Origin of the sequence: Streptomyces sp. PA03-1a (genome assembly GCF_033792805.1) — a bacterium.
GTDB lineage: Bacteria > Actinomycetota > Actinomycetes > Streptomycetales > Streptomycetaceae > Actinacidiphila.
This window is the reverse complement of the sequence record NZ_JARAVO010000059.1, coordinates 24,202-41,444: the sequence shown is the minus strand read 5'-3', so window position 1 is coordinate 41,444 and position 17,243 is coordinate 24,202. Positions and strand designations below refer to the sequence as shown.

Below are 17,243 nucleotides of genomic sequence, written 5' to 3'. Positions count from 1 at the left end.
CCCCCGGACCCCACGCCGCCGGGCCCCGGACCCGAACCCGGACCGCTCCCGCCTCCGGGCCCCAGCCCGCAGCCCGCGACCTGAGGCGAGCCGGCCACGCCCGCAGAGGGGGCGCCGGCGGAGCACCGCCGCGAGCAGGACGCGGAGGACGTGGAGGCTCACCTGCTCCACGACGGGCGGGAGTTCGCCGTGACCGGCGAACTCCGGCTCGACGCCGAGGAGGACGAGGTCGAACCGGCCCGCCTCATCGTCGCGGCCCGCCGCCGGCGGCCGCGGAGTCGGACGGCGTCCGGTCGCCGGGTTGGCCGCCCGGGCCCGGCTGACCGGCCTGGCCGAGGTCTTCCTGCGCGTCCACCCCGACACCGCCGCCGCACTGCGGTGCCACCTCGGGGCGGGCTCCGTCCCGGTCCCCGCGGTGCAGGCCGCGGAGTGGAACGTGCCGCAGCCGGTCGCGTACGGGTGGCTGCGGCACGCGGGCTGAGACGGCACCACCGGGGGCCCGACCACACGGGGTGCTCAACAACCCTGACGCATGGATTGACATGTCCGCCTCACGCCTCGACGCTTGAGAGCGCTCTCAGCACCATTTCGCCCCTCGTGGCGTCCCTCCGCCCCCACACAAGGAGGAAGCGCGTGCACATCCGACGCAAGCCCCTCGCGGCCCTGCCGGCCGCGCTGCTGATGACGGTCGGCCTCACCGTCCTCGGCACCACGTCCCCCCGCGCCGAGGCCGCCGTCCCCGCCACCATCCCGCTGACGATCACCAACAACTCCGGCCGCAACGAGCCCGTGTACCTCTACGACCTGGGCACCGAGCTCGCCACCGGCCGCCAGGGCTGGGCCGACGCCAACGGCACCTTCCACCCCTGGCCGGCCGGGGGAAACCCGCCGACCCCGGCGCCCGACGCCTCGATCGCCGGACCCGCCAACGGCAGGTCCGTCACCATCCGGCTCCCCAAGTTCTCCGGCCGGGTCTACTTCTCCTACGGCCGGAAACTGGACTTCCGGCTGACCACCGGGGGCCTGGTGCAGCCCGCGGTGCAGAACCCGTCCGACCCCAACCGGGACATCCTCTTCAACTGGTCCGAGTACACGCTGAACGACTCCGGGCTGTGGATCAACAGCACGCAGGTGGACATGTTCTCCGCCCCGTACGCCGTCGGACTCCAGCGCGCCGACGGCAGCACCGTCACCACCGGGCACCTCGTGCGGGGCGGCTGGAACGGCTTCTTCGCCGCCCTGCGGGGCCGGACGGGCGGCTGGGCGAACCTCGTCCAGACCCGCGCCGACGGCACCGTGCTCCGCGCCCTCTCCCCCGGCCACGGGATCGAGACGGGCGCGCTCCCGCGCACCGTGATGGACGACTACGTCAACCGCGTCTGGCAGAAGTACTCCACCGCGACGCTCACGGTGACCCCCTTCGCCGACCGGCCCGGCACCAAGTACTACGGGCGGGTCTCCGGCGGCGTCATGAACTTCACCGACGCCTCCGGGACCGTCGTCACCTCGTTCCAGAAGCCCGACGCGGACAGCGTGTTCGGTTGCCACAAGCTGCTCGACGCACCGAACGACCTCGTGCGCGGCCCGATTTCACGCACGCTGTGCGCCGGTTTCAACCGCACCACCCTGCTCACCAACCCCGCCCAGCCGGACACGAGCGCGGCCGGCTTCTACCAGGACTCCGTGACGAACCAGTACGCCCGGGAGATCCACGCTCGGATGGCCGACGGCAAGGCGTACGCCTTCGCCTTCGACGACGTGGGCAACCACGAGTCGCTGGTCGACGACGCCAACCCGCAACAGGCCTCCCTCACGCTGGACCCGCTGGACTAGTCCTCCGGCGACCCGGGGCCGGGCCGGCCGGGCTGGATTGTCGGTGGCCCGGCCTAGGGTGGGGACGACACAGGCACCCGCGACGAGAGACTGGAAGTCCCCATGACGACCCTTTCCGACCGTCCGAACACCGCGCTGCTCGTCATCGACGTGCAGAACGGGGTGGTGGCCGGCTCCCACAACCGGGACGACGTCATCGCCAACATCAACACCCTGCTCGGCAAGGCGCGGGCGGAGGACGTTCCCGTGATCTGGGTGCAGCACTCGGACGAAGGCCTGCAGAAGGGCAGCGAGAGCTGGCAGTACGTGCCGGAACTCGTGCGCGAGGAGCCGGAGCCGCTGATCCACAAGCGCTACGGGGACTCCTTCGAGGACACCGAGCTGGAGGCGGTGCTCGCCGACCGCGGCGTGGGCCGGCTCGTTGTCACGGGTGCCCAGACCGACGCCTGCGTCCGCTCGACCCTGCACGGCGGGCTCGTCCGGGGCTACGACGTCACGCTCGTCGGCGACGCGCACACCACGGAGGACCTCAGCGCCTACGGGGCGCCGGCCCCGGAGTTGGTGATCGCGCACACCAACCTCTACTGGCAGCACCAGAGCGCCCCCGGGCGCCGCGGCGGCACCGTCGGCACCGCGGACGTCTCCTTCGCCGCGGCCGGGACGAGCTGAGCCCTCCGGGCCCGGGCGCCCGCTCTTCCGCATGGGCCATGTGGGCGGATGCCGGACGTCGTCCGGCGTCCGCCGCCCCGCAGATCATGGCCCGTCAGCGGGCGCCGTGTCCCGCGTGGACCGCCGCGGCGTGGATCGGTCCCGTCGTGCCGCTGAGCGGGGACCCGGAGCCGCCGCGCTTCCCGGCGATGATCTGGGCGGCGATGGAGACCGCCGTCTCCTGAGGTGTGAGGGCGCCGATGTCGAGGCCGATCGGCGAGCTGAGGCGGGCGAGTTCGGCGTCGGTCAGGCCCGCGTGCCGGAGGCGTCCGAGGCGGTCCTCGTGGGTGCGCCGGGAGCCCATCGCCCCGACGAAACCCAGGAAGGGGAGGCGCAGGGCCACCTCCAGCAGCGGCACGTCGAACTTCGGGTCGTGGGTGAGGACGGCCACCATCGTCCGGGCGTCGACGCGGCCCGCGGCGGACTCCGCGGCGAGGTAGCGGTGCGGCCATTCGACGACGACCTCGTGGGCGTCGGGGAAGCGGGCCGCGGTGGTGAACACGGGGCGCGCGTCGCAGACCGTGACGCGGTGGCCCAGGAGCGCGCCCTGGCGGGCGAGCGCGGCGGCGAAGTCGGTGGCGCCGAAGACCAGCAGGCGGGGCGGCGGCGCGTAGGAGCGGACGAAGACCCGCCGTTCGCCGTAGCGGCGCTGCGCGCTCGTGCCGCGGGCCAGCATGGCGCGGGCGTCCCCGGCCACAGCCTCGTCGAGGACGGCGGAGCCGAGGCCGCCCGAGCGTGCCCCGGGGCGCACCACCATGCGGGTCCCGGCACCCGGACCGGCGACGACCGTGGCCACCGCGACCGCCCGGCCCGCCGCCATGTCGTCGAGGACGGCGGGCAGTTCGGGGAAGGTGGCCGGGGAGACCGGCTCGACGAAGACGTCGATGGTGCCGCCGCAGGTGAGGCCGACGGCGAAGGCGTCGTCGTCGCTGATCCCGTACTGGTGCAGCTGCGGCGTCATCGTACGGACGACCTCCCGCGCCACCTCGTACACGGCGGCCTCGACGCATCCGCCGGACACGCTCCCGGCGACGTCGCCCTCGGCGGACACGGCCATCGCCGCACCCGGGGGACGGGGCGCGCTGCGGTAGGCGGCGACGACTGTGGCGAGTCCGATCGTGCGTCCGGCCGCGTACCAGGCCCGGAGCGGGTCCGCGAGCTCTCGCACCGCGGGCCTCAGACGAGCCAGACGATGAGCAGGACGAGCACGACGACCGCGACGGCGGCCGGGATCGCCCGCTTGAGCACGGCGCCCTTGGCGACGCCCATGAGGTCGATCGGCTCGGGTTCCGCCGTGGGCCGCACCGGGCCGGGTGCCGGCTCGCGCGCGGGTGCCGGCCCGGGGGCGGGTGCCGGCTCGCGCGCGGGTGCCGGGCCTTCGGCGTCGCCTTGCGAGCGGCTCTCCGCGGTCCCTTCCCCGCCTCCTTCCCGTTCCGCCTCGGCGCTCTCCGCAGCCGGAGGCGTCGAGGGCGGCGGTGCCGCGGCCGACGGCTCGGTGCCGTCCCCGCCGCTCCCGCCACCCCCGCCGACCGCGGCGGGCTCGGGAGCGCGCTCCTGCGCCAGTTGCCGCTCCAGGGCCTCCACGAACTGGCCCAGCAGCTTCCTGCTGACCTCTTCGATCATGCCCTTGCCGAACTGCGCGACCTTCCCGGTGACCGTCAGCCGGGTCTCCACCGTCACCATCGTCGCCTCGCCCTCGGGAACCAGCCGCGCGGTGATGCGCGCGTCGGCGTTGCCCTGGCCCCGGGCGTCACGACCGCGCGCCCGCAGCACAGCGGTCCGGCTCGCGGCGTCCTGCTCCTCGAAGGCGGCGGTGCCCTTGTACTGGACGGTCACCGGACCGACCTTCACCTTCACGAGGCCGTTGTACGTGTCGCCGTCCCGCCCGGTGAGCTGCGCGCCCGGCATGCACGGCGCGATCCGCTCGACGTCGGTGAGCAGGGCCCAGGCCTGGTCCGGCGGCAGGCTCACTCGGAACTCGTTGGTGAAGTCCATCGAGGGCAGACCTCTCTTCCGGTCGTGGCGTCATCGGCGGTCCCGGACGGTGCCCACACCTTGGGCCCGCCGTCGCAGGCCGTCAACGCGCAGTTCAGCGTTCGCTTAAGACGCCGGTCGCGGGGCCGCCCGGGAACCCGCACGCCCGGGTCGTCAGCTCCAGAGCGTGACGTGGACGGGCGGCCGGAACTCCGTGAGCGGGACGCCGTTGGAGCGGGCGAGCAGGGCCTGCGTGGCGGCGGGGGTGGTGACGAACCGGCACAGGGCGGCGGCGACCGCGGAGCGGCGGTCGGAGGCGAGGGTGCTCGCGTACAGCATCCCGTTGATCGGCATGCCGAGGACGTCGAGGACGACGAGGTGCGAGCGCCGCAACTCCTCGCGCACGACGTGCAGCAGGGCCAGCGTCACCCCGTCGCCCGCGGCGACGGCGTTGAGCGAGGCGGTCACGCTCGGGAAGGCGGTGGCCTTGGCGGGGTCGACGCCGATGCGGGCGAGGAAGGCACCGGCGAGGGTGTCGGGGTCCATGCCGGCGGGGCCGAAGAGCCAGGGCTCGCGACCGAGCCGCCCGGGGGCGATACGGGAGTGCTGCCGCAACGGGTGACCGGGCGCCGCGACGACGACCAGCTGGAAGCGGAGGAAGGGCACGGACTCGATCGCCGGGTGCGGGGCGGGCGCGGGCCCGATCGTGACGTCGGCCCTGCGGTCCCTGAGCAGTTCGCCGAAGACCCCGACGGGGACCGCCAGCGTGTCGGCGTCCAGGTCGGGCTGGCGCCGTCCGAAGGACGCGAGAAGGGCGGGCAGCACCTGCTCGGCACCGGTCTCGGTGGACGCCACGCGCAGTTGCACGGTGCCGGCGCTGGCCTGCCGTACGCGGTGGCGGGTCTCCTCGGCCAGGCCGACGATCTCGGCGGCTCCCGCGGCCAGGCGCTGTCCGCCCGGGGTGAGGCTGATGCCGCCGCCCGCGCGGATGAAGAGGACGTCGCCCAGCTCGCGGCGGAGCGCCGCGACGGCCCCGGACACCGCAGGCTCGGTGACGCCCAGCGACTCGGCGGCAGCCTTGACCGATCCCAGTCGGGCCACGGCGACGAAGGCCCTCAACTGCGTGAGCGTCATGGGGACATTACATCTGTTCGAGCGTCAACTGTCTCAGTCCGGATTAACCATTCTCTTCAGTTGCCGTTGACCGACCCCGCCCGCGGCGCGAGTGTTCCCCCCACATGCACCCCGCATCGACCCACACCGTCGACCGTCCGGGCAGGGAAGGAGGGTGCCGTGCAGGTACCCGCTTCGTTCGAGTACCAACGGGCGCAGAGCGTGGAGGAGGCCCTGGAACTGCTGGGGCGCTTCGGCGAGGAGGCCAGGGTCCTCGCGGGAGGGCACAGCCTGCTCCCCATGATGAAGCTGCGTCTGGCCGGGCCGGAGGTGCTCGTCGACATCAACGACCTCACCGAACTCGACCACATCGACGAGACCGGCGGCGAGCTGCGGGTCGGCGCCCTCACCCGGCACCGCACCCTGCTGGAGTCGCCGCTGGTCGGCCGGCACTTCCCGATCATCCACGACGCCGAGCGGGTGATCGCCGACCCGCCGGTCCGCAACCGCGGCACCATCGGCGGCTCGCTGTGCCAGGCCGACCCGTCCGAGGACCTGTCGGCGGTGTGCGCGGCGCTGCACGCGGTCGCCGTGATCCGCGGCGCGGACGGCGAACGCACCGTCGCCATGGCCGACTTCCACCGCGGACCGTACGAGACGGCGGTCGGCGCCGGGGAGATGCTCACCGAGGTGCGCTTCCCGGTCCTGGCCCACTCCGGCAGCGCCTACGAGAAGCTGGAGCGCAAGGCCGGTGACTGGGCGGTGGCGGCGGCCGGGGTGGCGCTCTCCCTCGACGACGGTCGCATGACGCACGTCGGGGTGGGTCTGGCGGCGGTCGGCGCCGACGGGCTGCACGCGGAGGCGGTACAGGAGCTGCTGGAGGGCCGTGAGCCGTCGCCGGAGCTCGTCGAGGAGGCCGGGCGCGTGGCGTCGGCGAGCTGCTCGCCCGTCACCGACAGCCGTGGACCGGCCGAGTACAAGCGGCATCTGGCCGGAGAACTGACCAAGAGGGCTCTGCGGCGCGCCGTCGCCCGGGCCACCGCCCCGGCCGCGGCCGCGAAGGAGGGATGACGGACGTGCGGATCACGGTGAACGTCAACGGCGAGGACCACACCCGTGAGGTGGAGGCCCGCCATCTGCTCGTCCGGTTCCTCCGCGACGACCTGGAGCTGACCGGGACGCACTGGGGCTGCGACACCAGCAACTGCGGCACCTGCGTGGTGCTGATGGACGGCGAGCCGGTCAAGAGCTGCACGGTCCTGGCCGCCATGGCCGAGGGTCATGAGATCCGCACCGTCGAGGGGCTGGCCGACGGCGACCGCCTCGACCCGGTGCAGCAGGGCTTCATCGAGGAGCACGGGCTGCAGTGCGGCTTCTGCACCCCGGGGATGATGCTCAGCGGCCGGGCGCTGCTGGACCGCAACCCCGACCCGTCCGAGGACGAGGTCCGCGAGGCCATCTCGGGGCAGCTGTGCCGGTGCACGGGCTACCTCAACATCGTCAAGGCCATCCGGTGGGCCGCCGCCCACGAGGCCGGCAGCCGTGCGGAAGCGGGGAGCCAGGCATGACCACCGTCGAGGAACCCGCCGCGCCCGCCGCCGAGGAGCGGCCGATCGGCTTCGGCCGGATGAAGCGCAAGGAGGACCCGCGCTTCGTCCGCGGCAAGGGCCGTTACGTGGACGACGTGAAGCTGCCGGGGATGCTGCACGGCGCGGTGCTGCGCAGCCCGTTCGCACACGCCCGGATCGTGTCCATCGACACCTCCGCCGCCGAGGCGCACCCCAAGGTCAAGGCCGTGATCACCGGGGAGACGCTGGCCGGGCTCGGGCTGGCGTGGATGCCGACGCTGTCGATGGACACCCAGGCGGTGCTCGCCACCGACAAGGTCCGCTTCCAGGGCCAGGAGGTCGCCTTCGTCGTGGCCGAGGACCACTACGCGGCCCGCGACGCGATCGAGCTGATCGACGTGGACTACGAGCCGCTCGACCCCGTCATCGACGCCCGCCGCGCCCTCGACCCGGCCGCTCCGGTCATCCGTGACGACCTGGAGGGCCGTACCGACAACCACATCTTCGACTGGGAGGCCGGCGACCGGGCCGCCACCGACGAGGTGTTCGCCGGCGCCGACGTCGTCGTCGAGCAGACGATGCTCTACCCGCGCGTGCACCCCGCGCCGCTGGAGACCTGCGGCGCGGTGGCCTCCATGGACCCGGTCGACGGCAAGCTGACGCTCTGGACGACCACCCAGGCGCCGCACGCGCACCGCACGCTGTACGCGATGGTCGCGGGGCTGCCCGAGCACAAGATCCGGGTCATCTCCCCGGACATCGGCGGCGGCTTCGGCAACAAGGTCGGCATCTACCCCGGGTACGTGTGCGCGGTCGTCGGCTCGATCGTCACGGGCAAGCCAGTCAAGTGGGTGGAGGACCGCTCGGAGAACCTGATGAGCACCTCGTTCGCCCGCGACTACCACATGACGGGTCAGATCGCGGCGACCCGCGAGGGCCGCATCCTCGGTGTGCGCGTCAAGGTCCTCGCCGACCACGGCGCCTTCAACTCCACGGCGCAGCCGACGAAGTACCCGGCGGGCTTCTTCCACATCTTCACCGGCTCGTACGACATCGAGGCGGCGCACTGCGAGGTCACCGGCGTCTACACCAACAAGGCGCCGGGCGGCGTCGCCTACGCCTGCTCCTTCCGCGTCACCGAGGCGGTGTACCTGATCGAGCGCATGGTGGACTGCCTCGCGGCCGAACTCGGCGCCGACCCCGCCGAACTGCGGATGCTCAACCTGCTGCGGCCCGAGCAGTTCCCGTACCGGAACAAGACCGGCTGGGAGTACGACTCGGGCGACTACCCGGCGTGCCTGCGCAAGGCCATGGACCTCGCCGGCTACGAGGAGCTGCGCCGAGAGCAGGCGGAAAAGCGCGGGCGCGGTGAACTCATGGGCATCGGGCTGTCGTTCTTCACCGAGACGGTGGGCGCGGGCCCGCGCAAGCACATGGACATCCTGGGTCTGGGCATGGCCGACGGCTGCGAGCTGCGCGTCCACCCCACGGGCAAGGCCGTGGTGCGGCTGAGCGTGCAGACGCAGGGGCAGGGCCACGAGACGACGTTCGCGCAGATCGTCGCCGAAGAACTGGGCATCCCGCCCGAGGACATCGACGTGGTGCACGGCGACACCGACCAGACGCCCTTCGGGCTCGGCACCTACGGCTCCCGCTCCACCCCCGTGTCCGGCGCGGCCGCCGCGCTGGTGGCCCGCAAGGTGCGGGACAAGGCGCGGATCATCGCGGGGGCGATGCTGGAGGTGTCGCCCGAGGACCTGGAGTGGACCAAGGGCCGCTGGTCGGTCAAGGGCGACCCGGCGATGACCAGGACGATCCAGGAGATCGCGCTGGCCGCGCACGGCGCCCTGGAGCTGCCGGAGGGCGTGGAGGGCCATCTGGAGGCCACCACGGTCTACAACCCGCCCAACCTGACCTACCCGTTCGGGGCGTACATCTGCGTGGTCGACGTCGACCCGGGCACGGGCGCGGTGAAGGTGCGGCGCTTCATCGCGGTGGACGACTGCGGGACGCGCATCAACCCCATGATCATCGAGGGGCAGGTGCACGGCGGCCTCGCGGACGGGGTCGGCATGGCGCTGATGGAGTTCATCGGCTTCGACGAGGACGGCAACTGCCTGTCCGGCTCCTTCATGGACTACCTGCTGCCGACCGCGCTGGAGGTGCCGGCCTGGGAGCTGGGGCACACCGTCACACCGTCCCCGCACCACCCGATCGGCGCCAAGGGCATCGGCGAGTCCGCGACCGTCGGCTCGCCCCCCGCGGTGGTCAACGCGGTGCTCGACGCGATCGGCGTGCGTCACGCCGACATGCCGCTCACGCCCGGCCGGGTGTGGCAGGCGATGCGGCACGGCCAGGTCGAGGCGCCGCAATGAGCCAGGCCCCGGTGCTGGACGCGCGGATCGCCGAACTCACCGCGCGCCACGTCCCGTTCGTCCGGGCGACCGTGGTGCGCGCCCGCCGCCCGGCGAGCGCGCGCCCCGGCGACACCGCCGTGGTGCTGGAGGACGGCCGGATCGAGGGGTTCGTCGGCGGCGTCTGCGCGGAGGCCACGGTCCGCGCGCAGGCGCTGCGGACGCTGGCCAGCGGCGAGGCGCTGCTGCTGCGGATCTCCCCGCAGGCGGCGGACGAGGGCACCGGAGTGGAGCCCGAGGCGGAGGACGGAGCACTGAGCCTGCGCAACCCGTGCCTGTCGGGCGGGGAGCTGGAGATCTTCCTCGAACCCCGGCGTCCCGTCCCGCGCGTCCTGGTTCTGGGCGACACGCCCATCGCCCGGGCCCTGACCGGCTTCGGCCCCGCCCTCGGCTACGAGGTCGCGGGGCCGCCCGCGGGCGGGTTCACCGCGCAGTCGCGGGCCGGGGTCCACGCGGTCGTGGTGGCCTCGCACGGGCGTGACGAGGAGGCCGCGCTGACGGCGGCGGTGCGCGCGGGCGTGCCGTACGTGGGGCTGGTGGCCAGTCCCCGGCGCGGGGCGGCGGTGGTCGCCGGGCTGGACCTGACGCGGGAGCAGCGGGACGCGGTCCGTACGCCCGCGGGCCTGTGGATCGGCGCCCGTACGCCGGGCGAGATCGCGCTGTCCATCCTCGCCGAGGTGGTCGCCTCGGTACGGGGCGGGGACGAGGCGAACGTCGCACCCCCGGTGGGCGGGCCGCCCGCCGCGGGGGACCCCGCACCGCCCACCGCGCCGGACCCGGTCTGCGGGATGACGGTGGCCGCCGTACCGGACACCCCGCACTCCGACGCCGGGGGCGAGCGCCGCTGGTTCTGCTGCGCGGGCTGCCGCACGGCGTTCGAGGCCGACCCCGCCCGCTACGCGGAGGCGCGGTGAGCACGTTCACGCAGGAGCGCGTCCCGGACCCCGCGGGTCTGCGCCGGGCGCTCGACGAGCGCGGCTACCTCGCGGACCCCGGGCTGGTCACCGCGTTGTTCCTGGCGCTGCGGCTGCCGCAGCCGCTGCTGCTGGAAGGAGAGGCCGGGGTCGGCAAGACAGAGGCGGCTAAGGCGCTCGCCGGTGTGCTGGGCGGCCCTCTGGTGCGGCTGCAGTGCTACGACGGCCTCGACGCGGCGGAAGCGCTGTACGAGTGGAACCACGCGCGCCAGCTGCTGGGCATCCGGCTCGCCGAGTCGCGCGGCGAACGGCTCGCCGAGGCCGACCTGTTCACGGAGGAGTACCTGCTGCGGCGCCCGGTGCTGACCGCGCTCACCCATCCCGGCCCGGAGCCCGCGGTGCTGCTGATCGACGAGATCGACCGGGCGGACGACGACTTCGAGGCCTTCCTGCTGGAGGTCCTCGCCGAGTCGGCCGTGACGATCCCGGAGTTCGGCACCGTCCGTGCCGTGGTGCCGCCCGTGGTGGTGCTCACCTCGAACCGCACCCGTGATCTGCACGACGCCCTCAAGCGGCGCTGCCTCTACCACTGGATCGACTACCCCGACCCCGAGCGCCTGGTGCGGATCGTCCGCCGCCGGGTGCCCGGGACCTCGGCGGAACTCGCGGAGGCGATCTCCGCGGCGGTGCGGCGGCTGCGCGGCCTGGAGATCCAGAAGGCCCCGGGCATCGCCGAGAGCATCGACTGGCTCGCGGCGCTCGCCCTGCTCGGCGTACGGCGCCTGGACGCCGAGGCCGCGGGGGCGACCCTGGGCACGCTGCTGAAGTACTGGGAGGACCAGGAACTGGTCCGGGACCGGGGCCTGGAGTGGCTCGTGGGCAGCGGCCGTGACGCCTGAGCCGGTGTCCGGGCCGGCACGGCCGCTGCCGCTGCCGCTGTTCGACACGGCGGAGTTCGGCGGCCGGCTCGGCGAGGCGCTGCGCCGCGCGGGCCTGCCGGTCACCCCCGAGCGGACGGTGTGCTTCCTGCGGTCGTTGCGGCTGGTGCCGCCGGTGGACCGGGAGGCCCTGTACTGGACGGCGCGGCTGGCCTTCGTGACCGACCGGGAACTCGTCGCGCCCTTCGAGCGGGTCTTCGAGGGTGTGTTCGGCGGGCTCGCGGGCCTAACCGCGGAGCGCGGCGACCGTACCGCCGCTCCCCCGGACGCCGCCGAGGACGCCGCGCGGGTGGCCCCGTCCCCCGGTGCCCGCACGGCACCGGGCCCGTCCCCCGCCGGGACGGGGCCGGCACGCACGGTGGCCGGCCCCCGCACCGGGGAGGAGGCGGACGGCCCTGCGGGGACGGTGGCGACACTGGGCAGCACCGCGGAGGTCGTCGCCCACAAGGACTTCGCCGCCCTGGACGCGGCGGAACTGGCCGCCCTGGACCGGCTGATGGAGCTGATCGTGCTGCGCACCCCGCTGCGCAGGACCCGGCGCCGCGACACCGACCCCCACGGCCCCCGGGTGGACCCGCGCCGCACGCTGCGCGCGATCCGCACGACGGGGCTGGAGCCCGTGCGCCTGGCCCGCTCGCGCCCCCGGCTGCGGCGCCGTCCGCTGGTGCTGCTCTGCGACGTCTCGGGCTCGATGGAGCCGTACGCCCGTGCCTACCTCAGGCTCTTCCCCCGCGCGGCGGCGGTCGGTGTGGCAGCCGAGGTCTTCGTCTTCGCCACGCGTCTGACCCGCCTCACCCCGGTGCTGCGCCGCTCGGGCCGGAGCGGGGTGGACGCGGCGCTGCGCCGGGCGGGGGCCGCCGCGTCGGACTGGTCGGGCGGCACCCGGATCGGGCACGCGCTGGCGGAGTTCAACGACCGCTTCGGCCGCCGCGGCATGGCACGCGGCGCGATCGTCGTGATCTTCTCCGACGGGTGGGAGGGCGAGGACCCGCGGGCGGTGGGGCGTGAGGCCGCCCGGCTGCGGCGGCTGGCGCACCGCGTCGTATGGGTCAACCCCCGCAAGGCGGCGCCGGGTTACCTTCCGCTCGCGGGCGGCATGGCGGCGGCACTCCCCCACTGCGACGAGTTCGTCAGCGGCCACACCTTCGCCGCGCTCGCCGAGGTGGCCGACGCGATCGGCGGAAGCGCGCGGGGAAAAGGAACCGGAAGGGAAAACGGAAGCACAAGCGGAAGGAGGCGAGGCCGACGGGAATGACGTCCCCGACGGCCCGGCCCCCTGCACTCTCCTTCGATTCCCGGGATTTCAGCCCCGGTATTCGCGGGAATCGCCGTACGGATCGCCTGGTCGCCACCGAATGCCTCGAAGTGCGCGGCGGGAGCCGGGACGTGATAACTCGCCGGCGCCGTGTGTTGCACGGCCTCGGGAGCCGGGCGGTTCTCGTGCGGGCGGGAGGTGAATTCCTCCCGCGGCGCCGCCCCCGCGTTCCCCACGACCTCGACGGGATTCACCAGGACGGCGAAGAGGACCAGCAGCACCTCGATGCCCAGGCCGATGATGAGCGGGGCGACGAGGGTGATCCCGGTGACGCCGTCCTCGCTCACGACCCCCGACACGCTCCGTACCGTGACGGCCGTCATGGCCGTGTAGTGCATGCCGCTGATGGCGATCGCCATCACCAGCGAGGCGCCCACAGTCGCGCGGGCCCGTCTCACGCGCAGGGTGAACCAGAGCGCCACGGTGGCGGCCGCCACCGCGATGACCACCGAGAGCACCACGAGCGTGGTCGTGTAGGCGAAGGTGCCCGGGAAGCGCAGGGCCGCCATGCCCAGGTAGTGCATCGCGGCGGCGGCGACCCCCGCGCCGGCTCCCCCGGCGAGCAGCCCGCCCCAGGACCGCTTCAGCCCGGCGACCAGCATGCCGACGCCCACGATCACGATCGCGACGACCAGGCTGAGGGCGGTCAGGGGCACGTCGTAACGGAGTTCGACGCCGTCGACGGAGAAGCCGAGCATGGCGATGAAGTGCATGCCCCAGATGCCCGACCCGAGGGTCAGCGCCCCGGCGGCCAGCCACGCCCAGCCCTTGGCGAGCCCCCGCGCATGGAAGCGGGCCGCACAGGCGAGCCCGAGGCCAGAGCCCAAGGCCGCCATCACGTAGGCGAGCACGGGATAGAAGGCGTGCGAATACAGATGTTGTTGGTGCCCCACTGATGAACTCCCCACCGGCACAGACGGCGAGCACAACGGCCGCGGACCCGGCCGGCATCTTTGCCTGCCGTCCCCTCCGGCGCGCGCCGTCGACAATGCGGCACCGGGCGATCCCGCAGCGAACGATTGCCGTTCCCAGACACACTGACAGGCGGGACCGGCCCGCCGGCCCCCACCCGGACGACCGATTCTTGAACCTTATACCAACTTCTCCGCGACGCCACGTGTCGACGGAAACGGAAACAGCAAGTTCCCGTCCGGATAATTCTCACCACCGTGAATTCCCGTCAACCCGGCGGCTGGACGGAGGCATTGGGCGGCTTTCCGGGACGGCGGGCCGCTCGGCCCGTTCTTTCGCAGGGCTGATTCAAAGTCGTGGTGTTGCGTTGCTGGTCAGGCGATTACCAGGAGCCACAGTGGGCGGGTGGGGGCGCTTACTGTAGGAGACCTCTCGGACGCCGGCGGCGATGTTGCGGTGCCCAGCTTGACGGAAGGGGGCGTTAAACCGGACTGCGGCTGAGCCCCTGCAACCCCGTCACCCCAACCTTTCGACGTCAGCGGCAAGGCACACCAATATGACCCAAAAGGGCCCCACCGGACGCAAGTCCGATGAGGCCCTTTACCCGACTACTTCAAGCTCTCCCAATCAATCTCCGGGTCTTCCTCAAAATCCATTATGGGAGGCCTGTCATAGCGTTGGCCATTCATTTCGCCGGGAACCCAATTGATACACTCCGGGCGCTCACCTGTGCCTTTCCGGCAGAACTCCTCCACCGCGGCACGCACCTGGGTGATCGGAAGCGTACTGGCCGGGTCATGGAACAGTGGATAGCCAGGATCCGATACCACTCGCGGATCGAAATCCGGTGGATCAGGATTATCGGACACCCAAACAGAGTCGTAGATCCCACCCTTTTTCGGGCTCTTGTCATTGACGAACCAAACCAGACTTCCGTAGCCGGTCCGATGGTTGACTGCGAGGCGCAGGTGATTATCTGCCACGCGGTTCTCGTCGCTGTGTCGCTCGCCGGCGAAGGAGAACCAGGCGTCATCACCTGGAGAGTAGCTGCGGCCCCCTTCAACCTCCGAATGCAGCCCACTCATGACCTCCTGGATGACCTGCGAAATTTCATCCCAGGCCTCTGCGTAACGCCACCCACCGTTGTAAACGACACTGAGAATCATGGTTGCACACCTCACTTAGCCACTGGTGGTCCTACCCCGTGCAGCGGGATATTTCGCAGGATACCCGCCGCATCCTTGTACCAGACCATCAGGGTGGACCCCTTGGGCAGGATGGCAGGAACTGCAGCTCTGCATGCGTAGTCGGCGACCTCTGGTATGCACGGGCCCCTCTGATGGTTGATCACGACGTCGAGATTCTTCACGCCCGCATTGCGCATACTCCAGGCAAGTTTGGTCTCAACATGACTGGCAACCTCGTACTTACCGTTAGACGGGGTATCGATATCCGGAGACTCATTGAGGAACTTTTCTATCGTCGTATTTCGAAGACTTGCTGCTCCGGAAGGGATCACCAACCTTCTCCGCGCGGCCGTCTTCTCCAAATTTGATGACCTGTCCGATAGTCTTCGGCTTTTGCTCTGTCCGCACCGGAAGCAGGGACGTTTCAGAGTCGCGGTGATCATGTAGGCCTGCTGGTCAGGGGATGTTCGGCAGGTCCAGCGGCCGGTTAAAAGGGTCGTAGGAGGCGTGGCGGAGGCCGGCGGCGATGTTGCGGTGTCCGGCGGCGCGGAGCGCGTTGATCGCCAGATTGCGCAAAGTGGCCATATTCTCGGGCCGTCCGCGACGCCGACGCGGATCGGGCAGCACCCGCAGCCGCTCCACCAGCGAGAGCCCGGCCACGCCCTCCAGAGCAGGCGACTTGACGAGACAGACGGTGGCAGACTGACGGCACATCGAAGCTCCGGTGGATCAGGGCGACTTGGGAAGGTCACCCCGTTCAACCGGAGCTTCGTTGCGTACGTGACGGGCCGGCCGAACGGCTCTAACCTGCGGACTCACGTGATCACCAGGACTTTGAAACGCCCCTGCGTTCTTTCGGCACCGGTCGGCGGCACCACGCGTATCGCCACCGGTGGCGGGGCGTCGGCGTCTACCCTGTGGGTCATGCACCAGCCCCGACGGCGCGACCGGCGTCCGGCCCGCCCTGCGAGGCCGGGGTCCGGCGAGCGCCGGGTCGCGCCCGTGGAGTTGGCGGGGGCCGGTGTCGTGGTCGTCGGCCTCTTCTCCGCGAAGGAGAAGGACTTCGCTGCGCTCATGGATGGCGCGGCCGTGGAACTGGCGGCGCGCGGTGCCCGGGTCGTCGGGCGGATCGTCCAGCGGCGCGGTGTCTCGGACGGCGGGGTCACGAAGATGGCCCTGCCCTATTCCTCACGGACCCTGCTGAGCCACGGGAAGATCCGTGAGGCAGCCGCGGTCTGCGAAGCGGCCGATGCCGACGCGGCGGTCTTCGTCGCCCCTCTGACCGAGCGCCAGCGGCGCGTGCTGACGGGGATGCTCGGCTGTCCCGCCGTGAGCCTCTCCGAGGTCCTCGCCACGGGCCGGCACCGCCCGCCCGGCTCGTCCACGGCGTGACGCGGCGCTGCCGGACGACACGGCCTACGGCCGCGCGCGGTGCCGGAAGGTGCTCGCGTACCCGCGGGCGAGGGTGAGCAGGGCTGGACCCAGCGGACGCGAGGCGGGTCGCCGGGCGAGCGTCGCGCCGGCGCGCTCCGCGCTGCGCAACCGGTGCCCCTGGAGTGCGATGAGGGCACTGACCATGGGACGGTTGGGCTCCGGGACGAGGTCCACGAGCCCGCGGGCGCCGGCGAAGCCGGACCGCACCAGGCCGGCCTGGTCACGGACGAGCGCGGCCACCGACGCCGGGTCGGGGTCCCGGGCCAGGGCCGCCCGGCTCAGGCCGTGGCGGGCCAGGGCGTCCTCGGGAACGCCCAGCCGCCCGTCCGCGAGGTCCTCGGCCATGTCCTCCAGGAAGTCCAGGCGCTGGGCGGCCTCGATGAAGGTGCGGCAGGCGGCACGGTAGCCGTCGAAGCCGGTGGGCGGCGCGAGCAGTCCCGCGACGAGGAGGAAGGCGGGCAGCGCGTACGCGTCGACGTAGGCCTGGAAGTCGGCCTCGGTGGCGAGGCCGCGCCACTCGGCGTCGGCGGGGGCGGCGACGAGGTAGTCCGCGACGATGCCGCGGAGCGCCGGCCGCCGGGTGACGGTGTGGGCGAGAGCACGCGTCAGCGGGTCCCCCGGATCACCCGCGAGGGCCGCGCGGACCTGCGCCTCCCACGCGGCGAAGGCGCCGCGGCCGTCCGGACCGCGGTCCAGCAGGTTGTCGCTGTGGTGCATGAAGGCGGTGGCCGCGAGGGCGTCGGGGACGAGCGGCGCCGGCAGCAGCAGCCGCACGGCGGCGTACGAGGCCCGGTCGAAGCGCGCCACCAGGCGGCGTTGGGCGGTGTACGCCGCGCGCAGGGCGGGGTCGGTGATGCCGGCCCGGTCGAGGGTCTTCCGCCACCTGCTCATCGCTGCGCCGCTCCCGTCGTCCGCCGGCCGGACGTCAGCCGT

The 17,243-nt window shown here is 72.6% G+C and carries 17 protein-coding genes and 1 pseudogene; 10 read left to right on the top strand and 8 right to left on the bottom strand.

The features are described 5' to 3' along the window. Positions 1–301: 301 nt before the first annotated feature. The 3 genes from PV341_RS15765 to PV341_RS15755 all read left to right on the top strand — a co-directional run bounded on the left by PV341_RS15765 (position 302) and on the right by PV341_RS15755 (position 2,502). Positions 302–481, top strand: a complete 180-nt coding sequence (locus PV341_RS15765; protein ID WP_500358137.1) for a hypothetical protein — start codon at positions 302–304, stop codon at positions 479–481. Positions 482–681: 200 nt separating this feature from the next. After that, positions 682–1,833, top strand: coding sequence for a glycoside hydrolase family 64 protein (locus tag PV341_RS15760; RefSeq protein ID WP_500326532.1), 1,152 nt, complete (start codon positions 682–684; stop codon positions 1,831–1,833). A gap of 102 nt (positions 1,834–1,935) precedes the next feature. Further along, a complete protein-coding gene (locus tag PV341_RS15755) occupies positions 1,936–2,502 on the top strand; it encodes a cysteine hydrolase family protein (RefSeq protein WP_500358135.1) in 567 nt (188 codons plus the stop codon). Between the two features lie 94 nt (positions 2,503–2,596). Here the strand turns inward: PV341_RS15755 and PV341_RS15750 are convergent, their stop codons facing one another. From PV341_RS15750 to PV341_RS15740, 3 genes are all read right to left on the bottom strand, one after another. After that, complete coding sequence (locus PV341_RS15750) at positions 2,597–3,709, bottom strand: XdhC family protein (protein ID WP_500358133.1); 1,113 nt, start codon at positions 3,707–3,709, stop codon at positions 2,597–2,599. Positions 3,710–3,717: 8 nt separating this feature from the next. Then, positions 3,718–4,536 carry an SRPBCC family protein gene (locus PV341_RS15745; protein ID WP_500358132.1) on the bottom strand — a complete coding sequence of 273 codons (819 nt, stop codon included), beginning with the start codon at positions 4,534–4,536 and terminating at the stop codon, positions 3,718–3,720. A 153-nt stretch (positions 4,537–4,689) separates the two neighbouring features. Then, a complete protein-coding gene (locus PV341_RS15740) occupies positions 4,690–5,649 on the bottom strand; it encodes a LysR family transcriptional regulator (RefSeq protein WP_499515657.1) in 960 nt (319 codons plus the stop codon). Positions 5,650–5,808: 159 nt separating this feature from the next. Here PV341_RS15740 and PV341_RS15735 point away from each other — a divergent pair, with 159 nt between their 5' ends. From PV341_RS15735 to PV341_RS15710, 6 genes are read left to right on the top strand one after another with little or no spacing between them, the layout of a single operon-like run. Then, positions 5,809–6,699: an FAD binding domain-containing protein gene (locus PV341_RS15735; protein WP_500326390.1), complete on the top strand. Its 891-nt coding sequence runs from the start codon at positions 5,809–5,811 to the stop codon at positions 6,697–6,699. Continuing rightward, a complete protein-coding gene (locus PV341_RS15730; protein ID WP_499515655.1) occupies positions 6,696–7,196 on the top strand; it encodes a (2Fe-2S)-binding protein in 501 nt (166 codons plus the stop codon). Before PV341_RS15735 ends, PV341_RS15730 begins: the two co-directional genes overlap by 4 nt. Further along, positions 7,193–9,571: an aerobic carbon-monoxide dehydrogenase large subunit gene (locus PV341_RS15725; protein ID WP_500358130.1), complete on the top strand. Its 2,379-nt coding sequence runs from the start codon at positions 7,193–7,195 to the stop codon at positions 9,569–9,571. The genes PV341_RS15730 and PV341_RS15725 overlap by 4 nt, the downstream gene beginning before the upstream one ends. Then, positions 9,568–10,524 carry an XdhC family protein gene (locus PV341_RS15720; protein ID WP_500326393.1) on the top strand — a complete coding sequence of 319 codons (957 nt, stop codon included), beginning with the start codon at positions 9,568–9,570 and terminating at the stop codon, positions 10,522–10,524. Before PV341_RS15725 ends, PV341_RS15720 begins: the two co-directional genes overlap by 4 nt. Continuing rightward, positions 10,521–11,423, top strand: coding sequence for an AAA family ATPase (locus PV341_RS15715; RefSeq protein ID WP_500358128.1), 903 nt, complete (start codon positions 10,521–10,523; stop codon positions 11,421–11,423). The genes PV341_RS15720 and PV341_RS15715 overlap by 4 nt, the downstream gene beginning before the upstream one ends. After that, positions 11,413–12,717, top strand: a complete 1,305-nt coding sequence (locus tag PV341_RS15710) for a vWA domain-containing protein (RefSeq protein ID WP_500326397.1) — start codon at positions 11,413–11,415, stop codon at positions 12,715–12,717. Before PV341_RS15715 ends, PV341_RS15710 begins: the two co-directional genes overlap by 11 nt. 446 nt (positions 12,718–13,163) lie before the next feature. Here PV341_RS15710 and PV341_RS15705 read toward each other — a convergent pair. From PV341_RS15705 to PV341_RS15690, 4 genes and pseudogenes are all read right to left on the bottom strand, one after another. Next, a pseudogene (locus tag PV341_RS15705) lies at positions 13,164–13,613 on the bottom strand (MHYT domain-containing protein); the annotation flags it as partial. A 684-nt stretch (positions 13,614–14,297) separates the two neighbouring features. After that, entirely contained in the window at positions 14,298–14,855 is a 558-nt protein-coding gene (locus tag PV341_RS15700; RefSeq protein ID WP_500358126.1) for an Imm1 family immunity protein, read from the bottom strand. 11 nt (positions 14,856–14,866) lie between these two features. Next, positions 14,867–15,319, bottom strand: a complete 453-nt coding sequence (locus PV341_RS15695; protein ID WP_500358124.1) for a DddA-like double-stranded DNA deaminase toxin — start codon at positions 15,317–15,319, stop codon at positions 14,867–14,869. A gap of 13 nt (positions 15,320–15,332) precedes the next feature. Next, entirely contained in the window at positions 15,333–15,590 is a 258-nt protein-coding gene (locus tag PV341_RS15690) for a hypothetical protein (RefSeq protein ID WP_500326402.1), read from the bottom strand. A 210-nt stretch (positions 15,591–15,800) separates the two neighbouring features. Here PV341_RS15690 and PV341_RS15685 point away from each other — a divergent pair, with 210 nt between their 5' ends. Beyond that, a complete protein-coding gene (locus tag PV341_RS15685; RefSeq protein ID WP_500326404.1) occupies positions 15,801–16,268 on the top strand; it encodes a hypothetical protein in 468 nt (155 codons plus the stop codon). A 24-nt stretch (positions 16,269–16,292) separates the two neighbouring features. Here PV341_RS15685 and PV341_RS15680 read toward each other — a convergent pair whose 3' ends face one another. Further along, the gene (locus PV341_RS15680) at positions 16,293–17,201 is read right to left on the bottom strand and encodes a squalene/phytoene synthase family protein (RefSeq protein ID WP_500358122.1); all 909 of its coding nucleotides are present in this window, start codon (positions 17,199–17,201) and stop codon (positions 16,293–16,295) included. Positions 17,202–17,243: the final 42 nt, after the last annotated feature.

Coding starts and splice junctions, on each gene's coding strand:
- PV341_RS15700 (WP_500358126.1), bottom strand. CDS start 14,855: ATGATTCTCAGTGTCGTTTACAACGGTGGGTGGCGTTACGCAGAGGCC.
- PV341_RS15745 (WP_500358132.1), bottom strand. CDS start 4,536: ATGGACTTCACCAACGAGTTCCGAGTGAGCCTGCCGCCGGACCAGGCC.
- PV341_RS15760 (WP_500326532.1), top strand. CDS start 682: ATGACGGTCGGCCTCACCGTCCTCGGCACCACGTCCCCCCGCGCCGAG.
- PV341_RS15685 (WP_500326404.1), top strand. CDS start 15,801: ATGCACCAGCCCCGACGGCGCGACCGGCGTCCGGCCCGCCCTGCGAGG.
- PV341_RS15720 (WP_500326393.1), top strand. CDS start 9,568: ATGAGCCAGGCCCCGGTGCTGGACGCGCGGATCGCCGAACTCACCGCG.
- PV341_RS15725 (WP_500358130.1), top strand. CDS start 7,193: ATGACCACCGTCGAGGAACCCGCCGCGCCCGCCGCCGAGGAGCGGCCG.
- PV341_RS15690 (WP_500326402.1), bottom strand. CDS start 15,590: ATGTGCCGTCAGTCTGCCACCGTCTGTCTCGTCAAGTCGCCTGCTCTG.
- PV341_RS15740 (WP_499515657.1), bottom strand. CDS start 5,649: ATGACGCTCACGCAGTTGAGGGCCTTCGTCGCCGTGGCCCGACTGGGA.
- PV341_RS15755 (WP_500358135.1), top strand. CDS start 1,936: ATGACGACCCTTTCCGACCGTCCGAACACCGCGCTGCTCGTCATCGAC.
- PV341_RS15730 (WP_499515655.1), top strand. CDS start 6,696: ATGACGGACGTGCGGATCACGGTGAACGTCAACGGCGAGGACCACACC.
- PV341_RS15680 (WP_500358122.1), bottom strand. CDS start 17,201: ATGAGCAGGTGGCGGAAGACCCTCGACCGGGCCGGCATCACCGACCCC.
- PV341_RS15695 (WP_500358124.1), bottom strand. CDS start 15,319: ATGATCACCGCGACTCTGAAACGTCCCTGCTTCCGGTGCGGACAGAGC.